This is a genomic window from Streptomyces montanisoli (assembly GCF_017813245.1).
Taxonomy (GTDB): domain Bacteria; phylum Actinomycetota; class Actinomycetes; order Streptomycetales; family Streptomycetaceae; genus Streptomyces; species Streptomyces montanisoli.
Map to the genome: position 1 here is coordinate 1 of NZ_JAGIQL010000009.1, position 24,401 is coordinate 24,401.

22 protein-coding genes are annotated in these 24,401 nt (G+C 73.1%); 3 read left to right on the forward strand and 19 right to left on the reverse strand.

Annotation, left to right across the window (positions count from 1 at the left end; genetic code table 11):
- From narI to JFN87_RS04200, 8 genes are all read right to left on the reverse strand, one after another.
- Window positions 1-752: respiratory nitrate reductase subunit gamma (gene narI, locus JFN87_RS04165; RefSeq protein ID WP_209338485.1), on the reverse strand; the 752-nt coding region annotated here is incomplete at its 3' end.
- Complete coding sequence (gene narJ, locus JFN87_RS04170; protein ID WP_209338486.1) at window positions 749-1,393, reverse strand: nitrate reductase molybdenum cofactor assembly chaperone; 645 nt, start codon at window positions 1,391-1,393, stop codon at window positions 749-751. The genes narI and narJ, both read right to left, overlap by 4 nt.
- Window positions 1,390-3,201, reverse strand: a complete 1,812-nt coding sequence (gene narH, locus JFN87_RS04175) for a nitrate reductase subunit beta (RefSeq protein WP_372449176.1) — start codon at window positions 3,199-3,201, stop codon at window positions 1,390-1,392. The genes narJ and narH overlap by 4 nt, the downstream gene beginning before the upstream one ends.
- A 1-nt stretch (window position 3,202) precedes the next feature.
- Entirely contained in the window at window positions 3,203-6,934 is a 3,732-nt protein-coding gene (locus JFN87_RS04180) for a nitrate reductase subunit alpha (RefSeq protein ID WP_307865294.1), read from the reverse strand.
- A 246-nt stretch (window positions 6,935-7,180) separates the two neighbouring features.
- On the reverse strand, window positions 7,181-7,606 hold the full coding sequence (msrB, locus tag JFN87_RS04185) for a peptide-methionine (R)-S-oxide reductase MsrB (RefSeq protein ID WP_307865295.1): 426 nt from the start codon (window positions 7,604-7,606) through the stop codon (window positions 7,181-7,183).
- A gap of 11 nt (window positions 7,607-7,617) precedes the next feature.
- Window positions 7,618-9,042, reverse strand: a complete 1,425-nt coding sequence (gene murC, locus JFN87_RS04190) for a UDP-N-acetylmuramate--L-alanine ligase (RefSeq protein WP_209338488.1) — start codon at window positions 9,040-9,042, stop codon at window positions 7,618-7,620.
- Window positions 9,043-9,105: 63 nt separating this feature from the next.
- The gene (locus JFN87_RS04195; RefSeq protein ID WP_209338537.1) at window positions 9,106-9,558 is read right to left on the reverse strand and encodes an indole-3-glycerol phosphate synthase; all 453 of its coding nucleotides are present in this window, start codon (window positions 9,556-9,558) and stop codon (window positions 9,106-9,108) included.
- Window positions 9,559-9,768: 210 nt separating this feature from the next.
- Window positions 9,769-10,581, reverse strand: coding sequence for a pyrimidine reductase family protein (locus JFN87_RS04200; RefSeq protein ID WP_209338489.1), 813 nt, complete (start codon window positions 10,579-10,581; stop codon window positions 9,769-9,771).
- 37 nt (window positions 10,582-10,618) lie between these two features.
- On the opposite strand from JFN87_RS04200, the gene zapE reads away from it, so the two are divergent.
- Complete coding sequence (gene zapE / locus JFN87_RS04205; protein ID WP_209338538.1) at window positions 10,619-11,701, forward strand: cell division protein ZapE; 1,083 nt, start codon at window positions 10,619-10,621, stop codon at window positions 11,699-11,701.
- A gap of 75 nt (window positions 11,702-11,776) precedes the next feature.
- A complete protein-coding gene (locus tag JFN87_RS04210; RefSeq protein WP_030901007.1) occupies window positions 11,777-12,202 on the forward strand; it encodes an OsmC family protein in 426 nt (141 codons plus the stop codon).
- A gap of 41 nt (window positions 12,203-12,243) precedes the next feature.
- On the opposite strand, the gene JFN87_RS04215 is transcribed toward JFN87_RS04210, so the two are convergent.
- Both JFN87_RS04215 and JFN87_RS04220 read right to left on the reverse strand, forming a co-directional pair.
- Window positions 12,244-12,414: a hypothetical protein gene (locus tag JFN87_RS04215; protein ID WP_209338490.1), complete on the reverse strand. Its 171-nt coding sequence runs from the start codon at window positions 12,412-12,414 to the stop codon at window positions 12,244-12,246.
- A 28-nt stretch (window positions 12,415-12,442) separates the two neighbouring features.
- Window positions 12,443-13,120 carry an AIM24 family protein gene (locus JFN87_RS04220; RefSeq protein ID WP_209338491.1) on the reverse strand — a complete coding sequence of 226 codons (678 nt, stop codon included), beginning with the start codon at window positions 13,118-13,120 and terminating at the stop codon, window positions 12,443-12,445.
- Window positions 13,121-13,201: 81 nt separating this feature from the next.
- Here JFN87_RS04220 and JFN87_RS04225 point away from each other — a divergent pair, with 81 nt between their 5' ends.
- Complete coding sequence (locus JFN87_RS04225; protein WP_209338539.1) at window positions 13,202-13,918, forward strand: peptidyl-tRNA hydrolase; 717 nt, start codon at window positions 13,202-13,204, stop codon at window positions 13,916-13,918.
- Between the two features lie 18 nt (window positions 13,919-13,936).
- Here JFN87_RS04225 and JFN87_RS04230 read toward each other — a convergent pair whose 3' ends face one another.
- The 9 genes from JFN87_RS04230 to JFN87_RS04270 form a co-directional block, all read right to left on the reverse strand.
- Entirely contained in the window at window positions 13,937-14,443 is a 507-nt protein-coding gene (locus tag JFN87_RS04230; RefSeq protein WP_209338492.1) for a hypothetical protein, read from the reverse strand.
- The gene (locus JFN87_RS04235; RefSeq protein WP_209338493.1) at window positions 14,440-15,876 is read right to left on the reverse strand and encodes an ATP-binding protein; all 1,437 of its coding nucleotides are present in this window, start codon (window positions 15,874-15,876) and stop codon (window positions 14,440-14,442) included. The genes JFN87_RS04230 and JFN87_RS04235 overlap by 4 nt, the downstream gene beginning before the upstream one ends.
- Window positions 15,873-16,565, reverse strand: coding sequence for a response regulator (locus tag JFN87_RS04240; protein ID WP_209338494.1), 693 nt, complete (start codon window positions 16,563-16,565; stop codon window positions 15,873-15,875). Before JFN87_RS04240 ends, JFN87_RS04235 begins: the two co-directional genes overlap by 4 nt.
- 37 nt (window positions 16,566-16,602) lie before the next feature.
- The gene (locus JFN87_RS04245) at window positions 16,603-17,160 is read right to left on the reverse strand and encodes a GerMN domain-containing protein (protein ID WP_209338495.1); all 558 of its coding nucleotides are present in this window, start codon (window positions 17,158-17,160) and stop codon (window positions 16,603-16,605) included.
- A gap of 62 nt (window positions 17,161-17,222) precedes the next feature.
- Window positions 17,223-18,467, reverse strand: a complete 1,245-nt coding sequence (locus JFN87_RS04250; RefSeq protein WP_209338496.1) for an acyltransferase family protein — start codon at window positions 18,465-18,467, stop codon at window positions 17,223-17,225.
- A 3-nt stretch (window positions 18,468-18,470) separates the two neighbouring features.
- A complete protein-coding gene (locus JFN87_RS04255; protein ID WP_209338497.1) occupies window positions 18,471-19,298 on the reverse strand; it encodes an SGNH/GDSL hydrolase family protein in 828 nt (275 codons plus the stop codon).
- 171 nt (window positions 19,299-19,469) lie between these two features.
- Window positions 19,470-21,605: a 3-hydroxyacyl-CoA dehydrogenase NAD-binding domain-containing protein gene (locus JFN87_RS04260; protein WP_209338498.1), complete on the reverse strand. Its 2,136-nt coding sequence runs from the start codon at window positions 21,603-21,605 to the stop codon at window positions 19,470-19,472.
- Window positions 21,602-22,822: a thiolase family protein gene (locus JFN87_RS04265; protein ID WP_209338499.1), complete on the reverse strand. Its 1,221-nt coding sequence runs from the start codon at window positions 22,820-22,822 to the stop codon at window positions 21,602-21,604. Before JFN87_RS04265 ends, JFN87_RS04260 begins: the two co-directional genes overlap by 4 nt.
- A gap of 196 nt (window positions 22,823-23,018) precedes the next feature.
- Window positions 23,019-24,314, reverse strand: coding sequence for an HRDC domain-containing protein (locus JFN87_RS04270; protein ID WP_209338500.1), 1,296 nt, complete (start codon window positions 24,312-24,314; stop codon window positions 23,019-23,021).
- Between the last annotated feature and the right edge of the window lie 87 nt (window positions 24,315-24,401).

Genomic DNA, 24,401 nt, shown 5'->3' on the forward strand with positions numbered 1-24,401 from the left:
CGCCTGAGCGGCCGGTCGCGGGGCCCGCCCGGCGCGGGCACCGCCGGTTTCGCGGGGTGCCGGTAGGGCGTGGGGCGCGCGTGCGAGCGGTAGACGACGTACGGGCGGACGAGGTAGCCGAGCGGCGCGGTGAACGCGTGCACCAGGCGGCTGAACGGCCAGAGGGCGAACAGTGCCATGGCGAGCAGCGCGTGCAGCCGGTAGACGAGGGGCGCGTGCGCCATCGCGGCCACGTCCGGGTCGAGCGTGAACAGGCTGCGGAACCAGATCGACACGCCCTCGCGGTAGTCGTACGACTGGGCCGCGGCGCCCGATGCCGTCGCGGCGAGCCCGGCGGCGATGACCGCGACGAGCAGCGGGATGACGATACGGTCGCTGCGGCTCGTGGCCCGGCGCACGGCGCGCACCCGCAGCCGCCTGTACAGCAGGACGGCGAGTCCCGCCGCGGTGGCGGCGCCCGCGATCCCGCCCATCAGCAGGGCGTTCTCGTGGTAAAGCTCCTCGCTGACGTGCAGCCGGTCCGTGACCCATTCGGGGACGAGGAGGCCCCCGGCGTGGCCGGCGACGACGAAGAACAGCCCGTAGTGGAACAGCGGGCCGCCCACGCGCAGCAGCCGGTTCTCGTGGAGCTGGCTGGAGCGGGTCGTGAAGCCGAACCGGTCGTAGTGGTAGCGCCATGCGGTGCCCGCGACGAGCAGCGCGAGCACGAGGTAGGGCAGCGCGCCCCACAGGGCGATGTCGAGGTGGGTCACCTGCGGGCTCCTCGGGGGTCGAGTCCGGCGGGCCGGACGGGGAAGGGGTCGAGCGCCACGGATTGCGGGCCGGCGCCCACGCTCTCCGCCGGCGGCCCCGAGCGCGCGAGCCTGAGTGCCTCCTCGTGGCAGGAGGGCCCTGCGCCCGGCAGGCAGTCGCACACGGCGCGCAGCACGTCGGCGTACGGGCTGAGGTACGAGCCGAGCGCGTAGCGCAGCACCTCGACGGCGGCCCGGTGCTCGACGAGCAGGGCGGTGCCGGGCCCCGGGCAGCGTGCCGCGAACTCCAGCACGAGCGGCAGGAAGTCGGGCAGCTCGTCGTCGGGCGGTTGCCAGCCCTCGGCCCGGTAGCGGGACTTGATGGCGGCGAGCGAGGCGCCGCGGCGGCGGGTGTCGCCGTCGGTGTAGTAGGTGAGGTAGAGGCAGCGGCGCCTGCTGCGGTCGAAGGTCGCGACGTAGCGCGCGGACAGTTCGAGCGCGGGTGTGCCGTCGACGGCGTCGCAGAACCGCAGGAGAGGGACGGCCTCCGGCGCGTCGAGGGGCGTGAGGGCGCCGCGCACGGTGTCGAGCAGGCCGGGCCAGCCCTCGTCGGGGTGGCCGAGGAGCAGCGAGGCTGCCTGCAGTACGGCGGGCCGGTTCACCGCGGCTCCCCGCTGCCGGTGCCGGAACCGGAGGCGCCGGTGCCCTCGCCCGGCGCGGCGTCCGCCGCGGGACGCGGGAAGAGCCCCGTGGGGCGGCCCCTGCCGTCCCAGTTGAGGAGGTTGACGCGGCCGAGCAGCCCGCCGGCCGCGGCCTGCTGCTCGCCGTGCCCACCGCCGCAGCCCGCACCTGCACCCGCGCCGGCGCCGGCGCCCGCTCCCGCTGCGGCGCTCACGCCCGCGGGCACGAGCGGTGGCGCGTGGAAGGTGTCCGGGTCGAGCGGGCCGCCGGGCATCATGCCGGGGCCGCCCGCCGCGTCGAGGCTGCACCCGCCGCCGGGCCCGGCATCGCCGCCCGCCGGGTCGGTGTACCCGGTGGGGATCACGTAGCGCTCCTCGTACTTGGCGAGCGCCAGCAGCCGGTACATGGCACGCATCGACCGCTCGTCCATGCCGACCGAGCGGGCGATCTCCGGGTCCTGCTCCTCGCCGAGGTTGACGCGCCGCATGTGGGAGCGCATCGCGGCGAGCCGGCACAGCGCGGCCTCCACGGGCGCGGTGTCGCCCGCCGTGAACAGCTCGGCGAGGTATTCGAGCGGGATGCGCAGGGAGCCGATGGCGCCGAACAGGCTGGCCGGGTCCTCGCCGTCGTGCCCGGACGAGGTGAGCGCGTCGACCACGGGCGACAGCGGCGGCACGTACCAGACCATCGGCATCGTGCGGTACTCGGGGTGCAGCGGCAGCGCGACGCGGTAGTCGGTGATGAGGGCGCGTACGGGCGAGCGGCGTGCGGCCTCGACCCAGTCGTGCGGGATGCCGGACTCCTCGGCGTCGCGCGCCACTTCGGGGTCGTCGGGATCGAGGAAGCAGCCGAGCTGCGCCTCGTACAGGTCCTGCTCGTCGGTGGTGGCCGCCGCCTCGCCGACCTTGTCGGGGTCGTAGAGCATCACACCGAGGTAGCGGAGCCTGCCGACGCAGGTCTCGGAGCAGACGGTGGGCTCCCCCGCCTCGATGCGCGGGTAGCAGAAGGTGCACTTCTCGGCCTTGCCGGTGGCGTGGTTGAAGTACACCTTCTTGTAGGGACAGCCGCTGACGCACATCCGCCAGCCGCGGCAGCGGTCCTGGTCGACGAGGACGATGCCGTCCTCGACGCGCTTGTACAGCGCGCCGGAGGGACACACCGCGACGCAGGCGGGGTTGAGGCAGTGCTCGCAGATGCGCGGCAGGTAGAACATGAACGCCTGCTCGTACTCAAGGCGGACCTTGTCGCTCATCTTCCGCAGCACCGGGTCGGCGGCGAGCTGCTCGGGGCCGCCGCCGAGGTCGTCGTCCCAGTTGGGCCCCCAGGTGACGTCGGTGGGCGAGCCGTCGATCAGGGAGCGCGGGCGCGCGGTGGGCAGGTCGTCGCCGAGTGGGGCGGTGGTCAGGTTCTCGTAGTCGTACGTCCAGGGCTGGTAGTAGTCGTCGAGGGTGGGCAGTTCGGGGTTGGCGAACAGGCGCGCGAGGCGGCGGGCCCTGCCGCCGGTGCGCGGCACGAGGCGGCCGTGCTTGAGCTGCCAGCCGCCGCGCCACCTGTCCTGGTCCTCGTGTCCGCGTGGGTAGCCCTGTCCTGGGCGGGTCTCGACGTTGTTGAACCACGCGTACTCGGTGCCGGTGCGGTTGGTCCACGTCTGCTTGCAGGTGACGGAGCAGGTGTGGCAGCCGATGCACTTGTCGAGGTTCATCACCATGGCGACCTGGGCCATGACCCGGCGCGGCCGTGCGGGGCGCCCGGTGTGCCGCTGGGTGCGCCGGCTCTTGCTGCGAGGCATGTCAGTACTCCACGTGCTGGGAACGGCGGCGGATGGTGGTGACCGTGTCGCGCTGGCTGCCGGTCGGTCCGTAGTAGTTGGGCGAGAACGACAACTGGCCGTATCCGCCGATGAGATGGGTCGGTTTGATGAGCAGCTTGGTGAGGGCGTTGTGCACACCGCCGCGGCGTCCGGTCGCCTCGGTGCGCGGCACGTTCACGAGGCGTTCCTGGACGTGGTACATGAACACGGTGCCTTGCGGCATGCGGTGGGAGACGATGGCGCGCGCCGCGACCACGCCGTTGGCGTTGACGGCCTCGACCCACTCGTTGTCGGCCGCGCCGATGGCGGCGGCGTCGGCGGGGCTCATCCAGATGACGGGTCCGCCCCGTGCGAGTGTCTGCATCAGCAGGTTCTCCTGGTACTCGGAGTGGATCGACCACTTCGAGTGCGGTGTGACATAACGCACCGTCACGGCCCGCTCTCCGGCCGCGCCCGGTTCGCCGGTGGGTTCGTTCAGCGCCGCGAGGTCGAGCGGCGGGCGGAACACGGGCAGTTGCTCGCCCAGCTCGGCCATCCAGTCGTGGTCGAGGTAGAAGTGCTGCCGTCCGGTGAGGGTGTGCCAGGGCTTGTTGTGCTCGGTGTTGACGGTGAAGGGCGAGTACCTGCGGTCGGGGGCCTCCTTGCCCGACCACTCGAAGCTGGCGCCCACCTGTACGGGCCGCTCCTGCGTGTCGGAGAAGACCACGCGCCGTTCGGCGACGGAGTCCGCGAGCTCGCCGAGCCCGGTGTCCGCTCCGCAGCGGTCCGCCAGGCGCCTGAACCCCTCGGCGGCGATGCGGCCGTTGGTCGTGCCGGACAGGGCGAGGATCGCCTCGCACAGCTTGACGTCGGTGTCGAGTGACGGCCGGCCGAGCGCGGGGCCCTCGGCCGCGGACGTGCCGCACCGCTCGGCGAGCCGCACCGCCTCCGCGTGCGGCTGCACGGTGACGCCCTTGACGGTCATGCCGTGCTCCTCGGCCAGCGGCCCGAACGCGGCGAGCTTGTCGGCGACGGCCGTGTAGTCACGCTCGACCAGGGTCACCCGCTGGGTGGTGTGCCCCGGCTGCGGCGGTGGCCCGCCGGCCGCCCAGTCGGTCACCGTGCCGCCCGGCTGGGCGGTCTCGTCCTCGGAGTCGTGCTGGAGCGCCGTCGCGACGAGGTCGTAGGCGGTGCCGAGGCGTCCCTCGGCCAGTTCGGCGACCTCGCGGGCGAGCCCGTGGAAGATCTCGAAGTCCGTGCGCGCCTGCCAGGGCGGGGTGATGGCGGGGCTGAAGGCGTGCACGTAGGGGTGCATGTCCGTGCTGGACAGGTCGTGCTTCTCGTACCAGGTGGCGGCGGGCAGCACCAGGTCGGAGAAGAGCGTGGTCGACGTCATGCGGAAGTCGAGCGAGAGCAGCAGGTCGAGCTTGCCGCGCGGCGCCTCGTCGCGCCAGGTGACGTCGCGGGGGCGGCTGCCCTCGGGGGCCGCTTCGGCGCTCGCGTTGTCCCGCGCGCCGAGCAGGTGGCGCAGGAAGTACTCGTTGCCCTTGGCGGACGAGCCGATGAGGTTGGCGCGCCACACGGTGAGCACGCGCGGCCAGTTGGCGGGCGCGTCGGGGTCCTCGCAGGCGAAGCGGAGCCGCCCGTCGGCGAGCCGGTCGGCGACCCAGTCGCCGGCCTCCTCACCACTGTCGCGCACCTGCCGCCCGAGGTCGAGCGGGTTGCCGTCGAAGGTGGGGTACGAGGGCATCCAGCCGAGCCGGGCCGACTGGGCTACCAGGTCGGCGGTGTGCCGCCCGGTGAAGGTGCCGCGTCCTGTGGGGGACGCGAGGGCGTCGGCGCCGTACGCCTCGTAGCGCCACTGGCCGGTGTGCAGGTACCAGTACGGGGTCCCGGCCATCTGGCGCGAGGGGCGCACCCAGTCGGCGGCGGTCGACAGCTGCTGCCAGCCGGTGTACGGGCGCACCTTCTCCTGGCCGACGTAGTGGGCCCAGCCGCCGCCGTTGACGCCCTGGCAGCCGGTGAGGATCAGCAGCGAGAGGAACGAGCGGTAGATGGTGTCGGAGTGGAACCAGTGGTTGGTGCCCGCTCCCATCACGATCATGGAGCGGCCGCGGGTCTTCTCGGCCGTGTCGGCGAACTCGCGCGCCACCCGGATCGCGGCGGCCGCCGGCACGGAGGTGATCTCCTCCTGCCAGGCGGGGGTGCCGGGCGTCGCCGCGTCGTCGTACCCGGCGGGCCACTGCCCGGGCAGTCCCGGCCTGCCGACCGCGTACTGCGCGAGCAGCAGGTCGAAGACGGTGGTGACGAGGTGACCCCCGACCTCGTGGGCGGGCACACCCCGGGCGACGGTGGGCGCGTCGTGACCGCCCGGTGCGGTGTCGAACCGCGGCAGCACCGTCTCCACGCCCGTGCCGCCGTGGTGGTGGAAGGAGAGCAGCGGGTCGACGCCGCCGAGGTCGAGATTCCAGTTGCCCGCGCCGCTCTTGGACCAGCGGTGGCCGAGCGTGCCCTTCGGGGCGACGATCTCGTCGGTGTCCGAGTCGACGAGCACCGGCATCCAGCGGCGGGCCTCCGCGTCGGCGTCCTGGGCGAGCCCGAGGTCGGCGGCCGTGACGAACTTGCCCGGCACGTACCTGCCGTCCTCACGCCTGTCGAGCGAGACGAGGAACGGCAGGTCGGTGAAGCGTTTGACGTAGTCGGCGAAGTAGGGCGCCTGCCGCTTCACGAAGTACTCGGCGAGGATGACGTGGCCCATGGCCATGGCGAGTGCGCCGTCCGTGCCCGGGTGCGGATGCAGCCACTCGTCGGCGAACTTCGTGGCATCCGCGTAATCCGGCGACACCACGATCACCTTCTGCCCCCGGTACCGCGCCTCCGCCATCCAGTGCGCGTCCGGCGTCCGCGTCACCGGCACATTCGAACCCCACAGCACCAGATACGCCGCATCCCACCAGTCCCCCGACTCCGGCACATCCGTCTGATCCCCGAACACCTGCGGCGACGCCACCGGCAAATCCGCGTACCAGTCGTAGAACGAGATCATCGGCGCACCGATCAACGACATGAACCGCGCGCCGATCGCGTGCGAGGCCATGGACATGGCCGGGATCGGCGAGAAGCCCGCGACCCTGTCGGGCCCGTACCTGCCGATGGTGTGGACGTGCGCGGCCGCGGCCATCTCCAGCGCCTCGTCCCACGAGACGCGCACGAGGCCGCCGCGGCCCCTGGCCGACTGGTAGGCGCGGCGCCTCTCGGGGTCGGCCGTGATCTCGGCCCAGGCGGCGACGGGGTCGCCGAGCCTGCGCTTCGCCTCCCGGTACATGTCGACAAGCACGCCGCGTGCCAGGGGGTGGCGTACGCGGGTCGGCGAGTAGGTGTACCAGGAGAAGGACGCGCCGCGCGGGCAGCCGCGTGGCTCGTACTCGGGCCGGTCGGGGCCGACCGTGGGGTAGTCGGTCTGCTGGGTCTCCCAGGTGATCAGGCCGTCCTTGACGTACACCTTCCAGGAGCACGAGCCGGTGCAGTTGACTCCGTGGGTGGAGCGCACGACCTTGTCGTGCGACCAGCGCTCCCGGTACGGGCTGTCGTTGACGGACTGGTCGGAGCGGAACACCGCCCTGCCGTCGCTGGTGACCGGTGCGGTACGCACCAGCCGCCCCGCTTCGAGCAGCCTGTCCGCGGCCGCCCCCGCGATCCTCTCGCCCCGTTCGCGCGCCCTGCCGAGCACCACCACACGCCCTCCTCGCTGCACACCACCTGCGATTGACACGGAGAGCATTCATCCAGCTACCTACGGTAACTGCTGGTGCTTGACTCAACTTGTGGAGAGATAGCGAGGACTTTTCAACCGCTTTGCGTTGTTTTCTGAAGGAACGTCAATGCACGGGGTCGGACGATACGACTGCCGTCGGGTGCGCACGCGAAACGGCCCGGCCGCAGCGGACGTCGCCGCTGCGGCCGGGCCGCCGGGTAGGGCTCAGGCCTCGTCGGGCGTGAGCTTCAGCGAGATGCTGTTGATGCAGTAGCGCTCGTCCGTCGGGGTGGGGTAGCCCTCACCCCTGAAGACGTGGCCGAGGTGCGAGCCGCAGGCCGCGCACCGGACCTCCGTGCGGGCCATGCCGAACGAGCGGTCCTCGATCAGCTCCACCGCGTCGCTGTCCTTCGGGTCGAAGAACGACGGCCAGCCGCAGTGCGACTCGAACTTGGTGTCCGAGCGGAAGAGCTCGGCGCCGCACGCGCGGCACGCGTACACACCCGCCGTCTTGGTGTCGGTGTACTCGCCGGTGAAGGCCGGCTCGGTGGCCGCCTCGCGCAGAACCGCGTACTCCTTGTCGGACAGATCGGCACGCCACTGGTCGTCGGTCTTGACGACGTCGTATGCCTTCTTGATTCCGGATGCCACGCGAACTCCTCTCAGTCGCCCAGGCGGGCGAGGATCAGCGGGCCGAGGTCCGTGACGTCACCCGCCCCCATGGTGAGAACGAGGTCACCACCCCCGACCATTCCCGCCACAAGGCCGGGAACGGAGTCCTTGTCGTGCACGGGCGTGACCCGGGCGCCCGCGCTCCGCGCGGCGTCGATGATCAGCTCGCTGGTGACGCCGGGCAGCGGGTCCTCACGCGCGGGGTAGATGTCGAGGACGGCCGACGCGTCGGCGAGGGCCAGCGCCTCGCCCATCTCGCGGCCGAGTTCCCGCGTGCGGGAGAACAGGTGCGGCTGGAAGACGACGACCAGCTTGGACTCGCCGGGCAGCGCCGCCCGCATGGCCTCCAGGTCGGCGGTCATCTCCGTCGGGTGGTGCGCGTACGAGTCGACGACCCGCACGCCGCCGGCCTCGCCCTTGAGCTGGAGGCGGCGGCCGACCCCGGTGTACGAGCCGAGCGCCGCCGCCAGGTCGCCCGCGGGCACGCCGAGCGCCACGCCGGCGACGAGCGCGGCGACCGCGTTGGTGGCGTAGTGGCGGCCCGGCACGGACACCTCGAAGGCGACCTCCACGCCGTCGAGCACGACGGTCACCTGGCTGGTCAGCCCGTTCGGCTCGATGGCAAGGATGCGGACGTCCGCGTCCGGCGCGAGCCCGTAGGTGACGATCCGCGGCGCGTCGGTGTCTTTACGCGCTCGCCGCGCGCGCCGCACCCGCTCCGTCAGCTCGACGGCCCCGGCCTGGTCGGCGGAGACGACGAGCGTGCCGCCGGGCACGATCTTGGCCGCGAACTTCTCGAACGACTCGTGGATCTCGTCCATCGACGCGTAGTTCGCGTGGTGGTCGAGCTCGACGTTGAGGACGATCGCGACCTCGGGGTCGTACTTCTGGAAGCTGCGGTCGCTCTCGTCGGCCTCGGCCACGAAGATGTCGCCGTCGCCGTGGCTCGCGTTGGTGCCGGGGCCCGCGAGGTCGCCGCCGATGGCGTACGAGGGCGCGAGGCCCAGCTCGCCGAGTGCGACCGCCAGCATCGACGTGGTGGTCGTCTTGCCGTGCGTGCCGGCGACGGCCAGGCCGCGCCCGCCGCGCATCAGCGAGGCGAGCGCGTCCGACCTGTGCACCACGGGAATGGAGAGCTCCTCGGCCCGCACCAGCTCGGGGTTGTCCGCCCGGATGGCGCTGGAGACGACGACGCACGTGGCGTCGTCGGCGAGGTGCGCGGCGTCGTGCCCGACGTGGACGCCGACCCCGACCGTCCGCAGCGCCTCGGCCGTGGCCGACTCCCTGGCGTCGCTGCCCGCGACCTTCGCGCCGCGCTGGGCGAGGATCTTGGCGATGCCCGACATGCCCGCGCCGCCGATGCCGATGAAGTGCGGCCGCTCCATGGCGGCGGGGATGCCGGTGGCGGATGCCATACGTGTCTCCAGTGGGGGCTCGCGCGGGAGCCTGACATGTCAGGCCGTGGGTCGCGCCTCACCCTATTCGCTGTGCGCGAAGAGTTTGAGCACCGGTACGCCGACCTGGTGCCGCGCCCGCGACGCCCAGTCGCGGTGGAAGAACTCCTCCACGTAGTGGGGTTCGGTCAGCACGATGACCTCGTCGGCCCCCGACTCCTCGACGGCCGACTTGAGCCGGTCGAGCGGGTGCTTCTCGACGACCTGCCCGGTGGCCTCGGTGCCCGCGCCGCGCAGGGCGGTGAGCGAGTGGGCGAGTGCCACGCGCGCGGGGTGTCTGGCCTCCTCGCCCTCCGGCTCCTCGGCCTCCTGGGAGGCCTCCTTCAGCTCGCCGTAGGCCACGTCGTCGATCGCGCGCAGCAGCACGTCGGCCTGGTCACCGCGTGGCTGCATGAGCACCACGAAAGACACCTTCTGGTCGCCGTGGAGCGTCGTCACGAACTCCACGTCCTCGGGCGTCAGGGCCTTCTCGATCATCAGTACGCTCGTGAACACGACAGGCGCCCTTCCGTCCGTCCTGGCGGGCCGCAGCCGCGGCCCACTGCTGAAACCATCCTTCCCCGCGCTCGCACGGGGTCGCGACTAGTCTGCCCAGCCGAAGCTAACCGGAACGAGAGATTCCGTCAGGTGGGCTCGAAAATCCGTTCACGGCCGTACCTCCGCTCGTCCCGGTCCTCGGTCTCTCGGCTACCCCTGATCGCCGGAGATCCACTCGGCGCCGGCGCGCGCGTAGCGGCAGAACAGGAAACCGTCCTCGCTCAGCAGCGACACCGGCTCGAACCGCTCGGGGACGGCGACCTCGGGTCCGCCCGCCACACGCTGCGCGGACCCCGCCGTGAGCAGCGGCGACACCGTGAGGCACAGCTCGTCGAGCAGGCGGCTCGCCACGAACTGGCCGAGCAGCCGGGGCCCGCCCTCCGTCAGCAGCCTGGTCAGGCCGCGCTCCGCCAGGGCGTCCACCGCGCGCACCGGATCCACTCCGGGGCCGTCGCCGGCGACCACCACCTCGGCGCCGGCCTTCTCCGCCTCCCGCACGCGCTCCGGCGGCGCCGCGGCCCCCGTGAGCAGCAGCGTCGGCACGCGCGGTGCGGTGAACAGCGGCCGCGAGAAGTCCAGCGCCAGGCTCGCCGACACCACGGCGATGGCGGCCGCGGGGCCCTGCCCCGAGGCGGCACGCCGCGCCGCGAACGCCTCCCTGGCCCGCGCGGGCAGGTAGTCCACCTGCCGTACGGTCTCCGCGCCCACCACGACGACGTCGGCGAGCGCGCGCAGCACCCCGAAGATCCGCATGTCGCCGGCGGACGAGATCGTCTGCGAACGGCCCTCGTGCTGGGCCGCCCCGTCCAGCGTCGACACCATGTTCGCCCGCAGCCAGGGCCGCCCGCCCGCCAGGGCCGGGTACGCGTAGGCGTCGGCCAGCTCCTCCAGCGTCCACGTGCGGTCGCCGCCGGGCGGCGGCCCCTCGGGTGTCGGATAGGTCACAGGGAACAGGCGTCGCATGCGAAGCAGTCTGGTCAAACTCCTAGAGTTGGGCAATGTGACCTCCTCGACCGCCGCGGCCGGCGGCTCCAGCACCGCCGCCCCCCTCTCCCTGTGCGCACGCGAACCCCGGGTACCCGCCGACCGGCTCGTGGCCGAGATGGTGCCGCCGCCGCGCTTCGACTCCGTGCGCTTCGACACGTACGTGCCCGACCCCGCGCAGCCGAGCCAGGCCGAGGCGGTCGAGGTGCTGCGCGCCTTCGCCGCGGGGATCGGCGACGACGCCGGGGCGGCGGGCGGCAAACGCCGCTGGTTCGCCCGCAGGCCTGCCGCGCAGGCGGGGCCGCGCGGGGTCTACCTGGACGGCGGCTACGGCGTCGGCAAGACCCACCTGCTCGCCTCGCTCTGGCACGCGGCGCCCGCGCCGGCCGACCGCAAGGCGTTCGGCACGTTCGTGGAGCTGACGAACCTGGTGGGCGCGCTCGGCTTCCAGCAGACCGTCCGCACGCTCAGCGGCCACCGTCTGCTGTGCATCGACGAGTTCGAACTGGACGACCCCGGCGACACCGTCCTCGTCTCCACGCTGCTCGGCAGGCTGGTCGAGGCGGGCGTGGCGCTCGCCGCGACCTCCAACACGCTGCCCGGCAAGCTCGGCGAGGGGAGGTTCGCCGCGGTCGACTTCCTCCGCGAGATCCAGGGTCTGTCCGCGCACTTCAGGCCGGTGCGCATCGACGGCGACGACTACCGCCACCGCGGGCTGCCCGAGGCGCCGCGGCCGTACCCGGCGGAGCGCGTCACCGCCGCGGCCGGGGCCACCGCGGGCGCGAGCCTGGACGCCTTCCCCGACCTGCTCGACCACCTGGCCACGGTCCACCCGAGCCGGTACGGCGCCCTGACCGACGGGCTGCGCGCGGTCTGCCTGACGGACGTGCGCCCGGTGAGCGACCAGTCGAAGGCGCTGCGGCTGGTCGTGCTCGCCGACCGGCTCTACGACCGGGAGATACCGGTCCTGGCGTCGGGCGTGCCGTTCGACCGGCTGTTCGGCGAGGAGATGCTGAACGGCGGCTACCGCAAGAAGTACTTCCGCGCCATCTCCCGGCTCACCGCACTGGCCAGGGAGGCGGAGGGGTTGATCGGGTAGGTTCCGGCACCGGATAGGTTCTGAAGCCGTACGTAACCGTCCGGAGCCGTACGCAACCAGAGAAAGGGATCCACCATGGCCACCACGCGCCAGGCACACACCGTCTGGGAGGGCAACCTCCCCAAGGGTGCAGGGAACGTCACGTTCGACTCCTCCGGCATCCCTCAGCAGGCGGTCACCTGGGCCTCCCGCGCGGAGGAGGCGAACGGCAAGACCAGCCCCGAGGAGCTGATCGCCGCCGCCCACTCCAGCTGCTTCTCGATGGCGCTGTCGAACGGCCTCGACAAGGCCGGCACCCCGCCGACCAAGCTCACCACGCAGGCCGAGGTCACCTTCCAGCCCGGCACCGGCATCACCGGCGTGCACCTCACCGTGCAGGGCGAGGTCCCCGGTCTCGACGAGGCCGGCTTCGTGAAGGCCGCCGAGGACGCCAAGGCCAACTGCCCGGTGAGCCAGGCGCTCTCCGGCACGACGATCACGCTGAGCGCGTCGCTCGCCTGAACACGCCGAGCCGGCCCCGCACGGGCACCGTCCGTGCGGGGTCAGCCCGAACAGGCCTGGCGCTGGGCCTCCTGCCACTCGCAGACGGGGCAGTACGTGGCGCCCCTGATGGACTCCGGATACTCGGTCGGCTCCCCGCACAGCACGCAGTCCGCGCGGGCCTCGGAGCCGGTGGCGTCGGTGGAGTCGCTTGCGTGCGTGGAGTCGGTCATGCCGCCCAGGCTACGGCCGCTGCCGCGCTCAGTGTGCGCCGTTCTGCGCGGGGGTGGCTTCGCTGGGCCTGACGATGACGAAGCCCTCGCCGCGGAGCATGAGCTGGACGGCCTCACCCGAACCGCCGCGGATCATCGAGCCGACGGACTGGGAGCGGTGCAGCGTCGTCTCGAGCTGGGCGCTCCAGCCGACGACCGCGTCGGTGTCCACGTACACGGGCTGCTGCGTGGAGACGGGGATGACGATCGGGTTGCCCTCGCAGATCACGGCGAGCTTGCCGTAGCCGGTGAAGAGGCTGTTGAAGAGGCCGCCGCCGGTCATGCCCGCGCCCTTGACCATCTTGATCTCGTAGCTGAGGGTCGGGTCGAAGCACAGGACGTTGCGGCCGTTTATGGTCAGGGCGTCGCCCTGCTCGATCTCGACGATGAAGCAGTTCGCCGCCTCGTGCGCGAACCACGCCTCGCCCTGGCCCCTGACGGCCATGAGCGGCAGCCCCTCGCCCGTGATGGCGCGCTTGAGCATGCCGCCGACGCCCTGGCCCTTGCGTTCGAACTGGAGATTGCCGCGGAAGGCGATCATGGCCCCTTGGCGCGCGTGCATCTCGCCGTTGACGACGTACTTGACCGACTTGGCGTTCTGGAGGGTCATTCCGGGTGCGGCGGGCTGCTGGGCGAGGTGCTCGGTGGCGAAGAGGTCGCTTTTCATGCACGCATATTCACCCGGAGCGTTGGATTCCGCCAAGAAGCGGCCTGAGAGACTTGCGCGGTGACCACTGAGCCGAACGACATGCCGCGCGACGACCCGAGGGACGAGGCCCCGCAGTTCGTCCTGCCGCTGGTGCTGCGCCTGGAACGGACGGCGCCGCCGTCCCGCACGGACGCGCTGGAGACGGCGGCGCGCGCCGTGCTGACGATCCTCTCCGACGAGCGGTCGCTCGACGGGGGCGAGTGGGCCGCCCGCATGCGGGACTGGCAGGACGCGCGCATCAGGAAGGTGGTGCGCAGGGCGCGCGGCGCGGAGTGGCGCAGGGCGGCGGCACTGCCCGGCATCACGGTGACCGGCACGCGCGCCGAGAACCCGGCCGAGGTGCGGGTGCACCCGCCCGTGCCGCTGGACGGCTGGCCGAAGGAGCTCGCGCGCCTCCAGGTCTCGGGCACGGAGCTGCCGGACGCCGAGCCGCTCGCGCCGCTTGCGCCCGGTGTGCCGGTGCTCTGGTTCAACCCGGACCTGGAGATGTCGGCGGGCAAGGCGTGCGCCCAGGCGGGGCACGGCGCGCAGCTGGCCTGGTGGGCGCTGTCCGAGGCGGGCAGGACGGCATGGCACGAGAGCGGCTTCGCCCTGGCCGCGCGGGTCGCCTCGCGGGAGAAGTGGCGGGACCTGCACGCGAGCGGGCTGCCGCTGGTCGAGGACGCCGGTTTCACGGAGATCGCCCCGGGCAGCGCGACGGTGATCGCCGACCACCCGGCCCTGGAGGCCGCCGCCGGCGCGCCCCGGGGCCGCTGAGGCCGTCGCGTCCGGTCGCTACGGGGTGCACGCGCCGGTGACGGAGCCGGCGCTCGTGGCGCGGTGGACGGTCACCTTGACCGACCGCAGGCTCGTCCCGTCCGCCGCGCTCACCGCGCCGGCGGCGGTGCACACCAGCTGGCGCATGGCGGCCCGTGACTCCCAGTACCCGAGCGGCGCGAACACCTGGACCGAGCCCTCCCCGCGGGCCATGACGACGGGTGGCCTGGCGGGGGCGTAGCTGATCAGGCCGCGGGCGCGTTCGGCCGGGTCGGGCCCCTGGGCGAGCTGCCGGAGAGCGGCACCGGCGGGATCGGGGCCCCGGTAGGGCCGCGAGACGGGTTCGAGCCCCTGCGGCGAGTAGAAGTAGACGTGGACGGCGGCCGCCGGGCGGGACGGGGTGCCGGGCACTCCCGCGGCCGGCGATCCGGCCGGCGCCGGGCCCGCGTCGCCGACGGAGCACGCGGTCAGCGGCGCCAGGAGCAGCGCGACAACGGCGACCAGGGGTCTGTAGTGGCGTTTCATTCCGGCCCGTGCGGCATGGTGAGGGTGAAGACCGCTCCGCCTTCCGGCGCGTTGGCGGCGATGAGGGTGCCTCCGTGCAGACGGGCGTTCTCGGCGGCGATGGCCAGTCCGAGGCCGCTGCCGCCGCTGCGCGTGCGGGCGCCGTCCCCCTTGGTGAAGCGGTCGAAGACGTGCGGCAGTACCTCGCCGCGAATGCCGGGTCCGTCGTCGCGAACGGTGATCGTGAGGGCGCCCGACGACGCGTGGGCGTGGATGCTCACCCGCGGCTGCGGCCCGCCGTGGCGCAGGGCGTTGCCGACGAGGTTGGCGAGGACGACGTCGATCCGGCGCGGGTCGAGGCGGGCGCGCAGCCCCTCGGGCGTGTCGACGTCCACCCGGCCCTGCCACTGACGCAGGGCGAGTGTCTTGCGGACGAGTTCGCCGATGTCGATCTCGTCGGTGTTGAGCCGTGCGGCTCCCGCGTCGAACCGGGAGATCTCCATCAGGTCCTCGACCATGCGGGCGAGTTTGCGTGTCTCGCCGGCGACCAGGGCGAGGGCTTCCGCGGTCTCCGGCGCGAGCCGGCCGGACGCGGCGTCGTGGTCGACGATGCCGGTGACGGCGGTCATCGCCGCGAGCGGGGTGCGCAGTTCGTGGGAGACGTCGGCGGCGAACCTGCGGGCCTTGGCCTCCATGCCGCGCAGGGCGGCGGCGTCGGCCTGCAGCGTCGCGGCCATGGTGTTGAAGGTACGGCCCAGCTCGGCGATCTCGTCGTGTCCTGTGACGTCGATGCGGGTGGAGAGTGCGCCGGTGGCCATGGTCTCGGCGGCCGCGCGCAGCCTGCTGACCGGGCGCAGGAAGCGGCGGGCGGCCAGCAGGGCGAGCACGGCGGACGCGGCGACGACGGGCAGGGCACCGGCGCGGGCGGCGGCGATCAGCGAGGCGACGTCCTGCTGCTGCGGCTCCAGGGAGAAGGTCGCGTAGACGACGAGCCCCGAGGACGTTGACGGCCGGCCCGCGGAGGTGACGGGCAGGGCGATGGCGAGGCGGGGCCGCCCCTGGTCGTGGAAGCGCTGCGCCAGCGCCATGGTGGCCGACGCGGCGGAGGCTCGCAGAGAGGCGGGCAGCACGGGGCCGGGGGTGTGAGCGGCCGTCGGCGGGCCACCGCGGTAGGCGGCCGCGGTGCGCCAGTCGCGGGCGCCGCCCGCGCGGTCGAGCTGCACGGCGAGGTTGCGCAGGTCCGAAGCGGCGGGGTGGGCCGGCAGGTCGGGGGCGAGCGAGTCGACCTGGGCCCGCAGGTCGTGCACCGCGCTGTCCTGGGCGCGCCCGAGTATCGCGTCGCGTGCCTGGTGGAACGTCAGCGCCGCGGTGGTCAGGGCGGAGAGCGCGGAGAGCAGGACGAAGGTGACGACCAGCCGGGCGCGCAGGCCGTGCGGCAGGAGGCGGCGCCTCACAGCGGGCCGAAGCGGTAGCCGAAGCCCCGCACGGTCTGGACGTAGCGCGGCCGGCGCGGGTCGTCCTCGATCTTGGCCCGCAGGCGCGTCACGCAGGCGTCCACGAGCCTGAAGTCGCCGTAGTAGCTGTGTTCCCAGACCTCTTCGAGCAGTTGCTGGCGGCCGAAGGTCCGCTCGGGCCAGGCCGACAGGAACAGCAGCAGCTTGAGTTCGGAGGGCGCGAGCGCGAGGTCTTCGCCGCGCTTGCGCACGGTCAGCGCCGCGCGGTCGATCTCCAGGTCCGCGTAGGTGGCGCGCTCGTCCCCCGCGCGGGCATCGGGCTGCGAGGGGGCCAGGCGGCGCAGGACGGCGCGCATGCGGGCCTCGATGACCTCGTCGCTCGCGGGTTTGACGATGTAGTCGTCGGCGCCCGCCTCCAGGCCGACGACCACGTCGACGTCGTCGCTGCGTGCGGAGAGGATGACAAGGGGCACCTGACTGGTCGCGCGGACACGCCGGCAGACCTCGAGGCCGCTCATGCCGGGCAGCATCAGGTCGAGCAGCACGATGTCGGGCGGCGCGGCGGCGAGCGCCTCAAGACCGTCCTCCCCGGTGCCGACCGCCTCCGTCTCGTGGCCGCGGCGGTGCAGCCCGAGGGTGACGCCCCTGCGGACGGCGGGGTCGTCCTCGATCAGCAGGACTCGTGTCATGGGCGCTGTCTCGCTTTCGTCGTCGTCCGCCGGCGCGTCAGCGCGCCCGGCCGCCGGTGTTCAGCGGGGCGGCGGCGCCGCTGCCGTCGCACAGCACGGGCCATACCTCCCCCGGCAGACCCGATTCGTGGATCCGCACGACCACGTCGGGCACCTTCGCCGAGCCGGGGATGCCCGGCGCGGCGGCGGCCGTGCACACGAGCTGGCTGACGGCCGTCCTGTCCAGCTCCGACACCAGCCACGGCAGGTACAGGTCGACCGCTCCCCGCGAGGCCCGGGCCTTGACCCGGTGCGTGCCCGGGGGCAGCGCGGTGAGCAGCCCGCGTGCGTGCTCCGAGGGCGTGGGCCCGGCCAGGAGCGCGTCGAGGGCGCCTTGCGGCCCGGCGTCCTCCGGTGCGGTACGGGCGACGGGCCAGATGCCGCGCGACGTGAGGAAGTACACGCGGAACACGTGCGCCCGCACCTCGACCCGCCGGCCCTCGGCCGGCGGGCCGGCCCTCTCGGGGCCGGTGGCCGTGACCCCGCAGCCGGCGAGCAGGGCGGCCGCGGGCAGCCACAGGGCCAGGGCGGCCCGGCGCCGCGGAAGACGTCTCATGGGCCCGCCCTCCTTCACCGCGACTGCCCGGTCTCTGCTGTCCTGGAGGTGCCGAGCGGGGGCTACGGTTCCATCAGCCGGTGCACGTCCACCGTCCCGGCGCCCAGCCGGGGCTGCGGTATCGCCACCCACACCCCGGCCGCCACCACGGCGGTGGCGGCGAGCACGGCCAGCCCGCGGCGCCCGGTGGCCCACCGGGCCCGGAACCGTACCGGGTCCTCGACCAGCCTCTTCGACAGGGCGGCCGCGGCGAGGGACACCGCGATCAGCACGGCCGTACGGGGCAGGCCCCCGAAGCCGAGGACGTCCGGGGGAAGCAGCAGGTACACCGGCCAGTGCCACAGGTACAGGCCGTACGAGAGCTCTCCCAGCCCGCGTGGCACCACGCTTCCCAGCACCCGCCCGGCATGTCCGTCGGGCGCCGCGGCCAGCGCCGCGATCAGCACGGCGGCGGCGAGCGAGTGCAGGAACATCCCGCCTTCGAACAGTCCCGGCGCGTGCTGCCCGTCGGTCAGCGCCCAGGACGCCACCAGGCCGCACGCCAGGACGGCGCACAACACATGCCCCGCCTGCCGCGGTACGCGGGCGAGCCGTGCCCTCACCGGCCGGGTGGCCGCCGCGGCCCCCAGCAGCAGCGAGAACGCCCGCGTGTCGGTGCCCTCGTAGACCCGCGTGGTGTCCACCGCGTTGTCAAACATGATCATCAACGCGAGGGAAGCGACGGCACCCACCACGGCGAGGCCTGCCACCCGGTGCTCGCCGCGGCGTCCGCGGCCGGCCGCCAGGACCACCAGCGGCCAGGCCAGGTAGAACTGCCACTCCACGGCGATGCTCCACAGATGGGAGAACAGGCGCGTGTCCGAGGCGTTCCAGTAGCCGACCTGTTCGGCGATGAAGTGCCAGTTCACCGCCTGCGCGGCGGCCCATGGCGCATCGTCGAGGGCGAAGGCGAGCAGGCTCGGGGAGCCGAACGCCCAGGCCAGGAGCAGGGTGGCCACGCCCATGACGACCAGGGCCGGGAGCAGGCGCCGTGCCCTGCGTGCCCAGAAGGCGGCCAGGTCGATCCTGCCCGCTCTCCCCGTCTCGGAAAGCAGCAGCCCGGTGATCAGGAAGCCCGACAGCACGAAGAACAGGTCGACGCCGAGGAAGCCGCCGCGCAGGTAGCCGGCGTGGAAGAGCAGCACCGCCGCGACGGCCAGTCCTCGCAGACCGTCGAGCGGGGCGAGATGCGGGCGGCCCGCGCGGGGCGTGGCGCGTGGGGCGGGTGAGGGCTGTGAGCGGCGCGGAGCCGCACTGTGCTGGGCCATCGGTCACTTGCAGCCGAGCTTGGCGTACCTCTGGTTCGACACCCACGGCCCCGTGGCCCACTCGTCCGGCGGGGCGGGGGCGAATCCGTACCGCTTGCCGAGCCGCTCGGTGAACCACTTGGCGAAGGCCGCGGACCCCTGCTGGCACGAGTGAATGCCGTCCGCCGACCGCTGGGCCTTGGCGGCGCCGGCGTCCGTGCCCCACAGCGCCGACGCGTCGGCGAACGCCACCTTCGCGCCGTCGGCATCGGCAACCTTGGCGGCCGCCTTCGGCGCGCTCTCGATGTCCGCCGCGTGCTTCTTGTAGAAGTCGTCCACCTTGAACGGCGGCGCGGAGACGATGACGAGGTCGGCGCCGGCGTTCCCGGCCGCCTTGGCCAGCTTCTCGTACGAGGCGCGCTGCTGCTGGGGCGTGCCCCAGTCGTAGGTGGTGATCTGGTAGGCGAGCACGTCGGGCCGGTAGGAGGCGAGATCCTTGCGAAGTCGCTTCCACGTCGACCGCGCGATCGGAAGCGACATCTTGTCGCCCTCGACGATCGTGCCGCCGCCGTCGGAGGAGTCGTTCCTGAACCCGACGCCGCTCGCCTTCAGCGCCGCGCCGAGGGGCAGCGCCTCGACGCCGGCTATGGAGTCACCCAGCCACAGGACCTTCTTGTCCTTGGCATGGGCCGATGCGGACGGCGCGGGTTCGGACCGCACGCCGGTTCCGGCGGAGCCGCCGCACCCGGCCAGGACGGCACCAGCGGCCATGGTGAGTGCGGCCACGGCGGCGGCAGGACGGCGCTGGCGAGGGCGGATCAGGGTGCGACGGGGCTTGGTTTCGTTCTGCATGGCCCCAGCACACCAGCGGAAATCGCCACCGGGCCCCGCCGTCATACGCTCATCACACAACGGGACAGCGGCCGTCATGCTCGGCACCACCTCGGCACCACCTCGGCACCACCGGGCACGGAAAAGGGCGGGGTACGGGCTGCCGCGCCCGTGCCCCGCCCTTTTCGGCGGCTACGCCGTCGCCGGCACGCTCGCGACGCCCGGCGGCAGGAAGCGCCGTCCGAGAACCCGCTCGGAGACGCCCTCCCGGTCCAGGTAGGGCGTCACGCCGCCCAGATGGAAGGGCCATCCGGCGCCGGTGATCAGGCACAGGTCGATGTCCTGCGCCTCCGCGACCACGCCGTCGTCGAGCATCAGCCCGATCTCCTCGGCGACCGCGTCGAGTACACGGTCACGGACCTGCTCCTCCGTCAGGACCGTGTCCCCCTGGCGCATCAGGGCGAGGACGTCGGGGTCGAGCTCGGGCTTGCCCGAGTCGTGGACGTAGAAGCCGCGCTTGCCGGCCTCCACGACCGCCCGCAGGTTCTGCGACACGGTGAACCGGCCGGGGAAGGCCGCGTGCAGCGTCTCGGAGACGTGCAGGCCGATCGCGGGGCCGACCAGTTCGAGCAGGACGAGCGGCGACATCGGCAGGCCGAGCGGCTCGACGGCACGCTCCGCGACCTCGACCGGCGTGCCCTCGTCGATGACGTTCTGGATCTCGCCCATGAAGCGGGTCAGCACCCGGTTGACGACGAACGCCGGAGCGTCCTTGACCAGCACGGCCGTCTTGCGCAGCTTCTTCGCCACGGCGAACGCAGTCGCGAGCGACGCGTCGTCCGTGCGCTCGCCGCGTACGACCTCGAGCAGCGGCAGCACGGCGACCGGGTTGAAGAAGTGGAAGCCGACGACCCGCTCGGGGTGGGCGAGGTTCGCCGCCATCTCGCCGACCGACAGGGACGACGTGTTGGTGGCGAGGATCGCCGTCTCGGGGACGACGGCCTCGACCTCGGCGAACACCTGCCGCTTGACGCCCATCTCCTCGAACACGGCCTCGATGACGAAGTCCGCGTCGGAGAACCCTTCGGCCTTGTCGAGCACGCCGGTGACGAGGCCCTTGAGGCGGTTGGCCGTGTCCTGGTCGATCCTGCCCCTGCCGAGCAGCTTGTCGACCTCGGCGTGCACGTAGCCGACGCCCTTGTCGACGCGCTCCTGGTCGACGTCCGTGAGGACGACGGGCACCTGGAGGCGGCGCACGAACAGCAGCGCCAGCTGGGACGCCATCAGGCCCGCGCCGACCACGCCGACCTTGTTGACGGGGCGCGCGAGGTTCTTGTCCGGCGCGCCGGCCGGCCGCTTGGCGCGTCCCTGGACGAGGTTGAAGGCGTAGATGCCGGAGCGCAGCTCGCCGCTCATCACGAGGTCGGCGAGCGCCTCGGTCTCCGCCTCGAACCCGGCCGCCACATCGCCGTCCTTGGCGCGGGCGATGATGTCGAGCGCCCGGTAGGCACCGGGGGCCGCGCCGTGCACCTTGGAGTCGGCGACGGCCCTGCCCCACTCGACGGCCTGGTCCCACGCCTCACCGCGGTCGATCTCCGGGCGTACGACCTGCAGTTCGCCCTTGAGCACGGCGGCGGTCCACACGAGGGACTGCTCCAGGAAGTCCGCGGCCTCGAAGATCGCGTCGGCGATGCCGAGCTCGAAGACCTGCTCGCCCTTGAGCTGGCGGTTCTGGTTGAGGGCGTTCTCGATGATGACGTTGACCGCGGGTCCCGCGCCGATCAGGTTGGGCAGCAGCGTGCAGCCGCCCCAGCCGGGCACCAGGCCGAGGAACACCTCGGGGAAGGAGAACGCCGCGATCGAGGAGGAGACCGTGCGGTACTGGCAGTGCAGGCCGATCTCGACGCCGCCGCCCATCGCCGCGCCGTTGTAGTACGCGAACGCCGGGACGGCGATGGCGCCGAGCCGCGCGAACACGTCGTGGCCCGCCTGGCCGATGGCGGCCGCCTCGTCCCTGCTGCGCAGCAGCCCGACGCCCTTGAGGTCGGCGCCGACGGCGAAGACGAACGGCTTGCCCGTGACGCCGACGCCCACGATGGTGCCGTCCGCGGCCTCGCGCTCGACCTGGTCGATCGCCGCGTCGATGTTCGCGAGCGACTGCGGCCCGAAGCTGGTGGGCTTCGTGTGGTCGAACCCGTTGTCCAGCGTGATCAGCGCGAAGCGCCCGGCGTCGGCCGGCAGGTCGAGGTGGCGCACGTGCGCCTGGGTGACGACCTCGTCCGGGAAGACCTCGGCCGCGCCCTTCAGCAGTTCGGCGATGTTGCTCACTTGCTGCCTCCGTCGAAGTGCGGGTTCTCCCAGACGACCGTCGCGCCCATGCCGAAGCCGACGCACATCGTCGTCAGGCCGTAGCGGACGTGCGGGTTCTCCTCGAACTGCCGGGAGAGCTGCGTCATCAGCCGTACCCCGGACGAGGCGAGCGGGTGGCCGAAGGCGATGGCGCCGCCGTACTGGTTGACGCGCTCGTCGTCGTCCGCGATGCCGTAGTGATCGAGGAACGCGAGCACCTGCACCGCGAACGCCTCGTTGATCTCGAACAGCCCGATGTCGGAGATCGAAAGACCCGTCTTGGCGAGGGCCTTCTCGGTCGCCGGGATCGGTCCGTAGCCCATGACCTCGGGCTCCACGCCTGCGAAGGCGTAGCCGACGAGGCGCATCCGCACCGGCAGGCCCTGCTCGCGCGCGAAGTCCTCGGCGGCGATGATGGAGGCGGTGGCGCCGTCGTTGAGGCCGGCCGCGTTGCCCGCGGTGACCCGGCCGTGCGGACGGAACGGCGTCTTGAGGCCGGCCAGCATCTCCAGCGTGGTGCCGGGGCGCATCGGCTCGTCGGCCGTCACGAGGCCCCAGCCGGTCTCCCCCGCCTCGGGCGAGGTGCGGCGGACCGAGATCGGCACCAGGTCCTGCTGGATCCTGCCGTTCGCGTACGCCTTGGCCGCGCGCTCCTGGGAGCGCACGGCGTACTCGTCGGCGCGCTGCTTGGTGAGGTGCGGGAACCGGTCGTGCAGGTTCTCCGCGGTCATGCCCATGAACAGGGCGGACTCGTCGACGAGCTTCTCGGACACGAACCGCGGGTTGGGGTCGACGCCCTCGCCCATCGGGTGGCGGCCCATGTGTTCGACGCCGCCGGCGACGACGACGTCGTACGCGCCGAAGGCGATGGAGCCCGCCGTGGTGGTGACGGCGGTCAGCGCGCCGGCGCACATGCGGTCGATCGCGTAGCCGGGCACGGACGTGGGCAGGCCGGCGAGGATGCCCGCGGTGCGGCCGATGGTCAGGCCCTGGTCGCCGATCTGCGTGGTCGCGGCGACGGCGACCTCGTCGATGCGGGCCGGGTCCAGGTCCGGGTTGCGCCGCAGCAGCTCCCGGATCGACTTGACGACGAGATCGTCCGCGCGGGTCTCGTGGTAGATGCCCTTCGGGCCCGCCTTGCCGAACGGGGTGCGGACGCCGTCGACGAAGACGACGTCCCTGACGGTACGAGGCACGATTGGCTCTCCTCCAGGGTGCGGGGTGGCACAGCTGCGGCGCGCACGGTGGCGCGCTGCCGCCAATGCTACTCGCGAGTAATTAGCCTGCCCACCCCCATCATGGCGAGCGTTCAACCTCACACCCGGCACCGCCGCACCCGGTGGGACCCGACAGGGCCCCGCCCGGGCGCGGCCGGCGCCCAGCGCCGCGCCGCTACGCGGCCGACAGCGCCTCGGTCAGCAGCCCGGTCACCTGCTCGACCTGCCACGGCCGGGCGCCGTGCCCGCGCAGCGCCTCCGCCACGGCCTCCCGCGTGGGCTCGGTGGGCGGCTCCCAGCAGACGCGGCGGACGGTGTCCGGCGTGATCAGGTTCTCCTGCGGCATGTGCAGCTCCTCCGCGAGGGACGTCACCGCGGCGCGCGCGGCCGAGAGCCGGGCTGCCGCCCGCGGGTCCTTGTCGGCCCAGGAGCGCGGGGGCGGCGGCCCCTGGAGCGCCTGCCCCGGCTGCGGCAGGTCGGGCTCGGACAGGGCGCGTGCGCGGTCCACCGCGGCCTGCCACTGCTCGAGCTGGCGCCTGCCGACCCGGTGCCCGAATCCGGGCAGGGCGCCGAGCGCGTGCACGTTCTGCGGCAGCGCGAGCGCCGCCTCGACGATCGCCGCGTCGCCGAGCACCTTGCCGGGCGAGACATCACGCCGCCGCGCGATCTGGTCGCGGGTGTTCCACAGCTCGCGCACGACGGCCATCTGCCGGCGCCTGCGGACTTTGTGCATCCCGGACGTGCGCCGCCAGGGGTCCTTGCGCGGCGGCGCCGGCGGGGCCGTGGCGATGGCGTCGAACTCCTGGAGCGCCCACTCCAGCTTGCCCTGCCGGTCGAGCTCCTTCTCCAGCGCGTCGCGCAGGTCCACGAGCAGTTCGACGTCGAGCGCCGCGTACCTGAGCCAGGGCTCGGGCAGCGGGCGGCTCGACCAGTCGACGGCGGAGTGGCCCTTCTCCAGCGAGAAGCCGAGGACCGTCTCGACCATGGCGCCCAGCCCCACGCGCGGGTAGCCGGCGAGCCGTCCCGCGAGTTCCGTGTCGAAGAGCCTGGTGGGCCGCATGCCTATGTCGCGCAGGCACGGCAGGTCCTGGGTGGCTGCGTGCAGGATCCACTCGGCACCGGCGATCGCCTCGCCGAGCCCGGAGAGGTCGGGGCAGCCGACGGGGTCGACCAGCGCCGTGCCCGCACCCTCACGACGCAGCTGGACGAGGTAGGCGCGCTGCCCGTACCGGTACCCGGAGGCACGCTCCGCGTCGACGGCCACGGGACCGCGACCCGCCGCGAAGGCCGCGACCACCTCGGCGAGCGCCGCTTCGGTGGCGACGACGGGCGGGATGCCCTCGCGTGGCTCCAGCAAGGGGATCGGCGCCGGGGCGACGTCTGGTGCCGGCTGCGACACCCACGGTTCTCGCCGCGGGCCCCCCGTGGTGCGCAGTTCCGGGTCTGCTGCGGTCTCTTGGGCGTCGGTCACCCGTCAAGGGTATCCGTGAACGCGGGACGCCCGTCGACGGAACGTTCCGTCGACGGGCGGTGCGGGCCCCGCGGGACCTCGGACGAC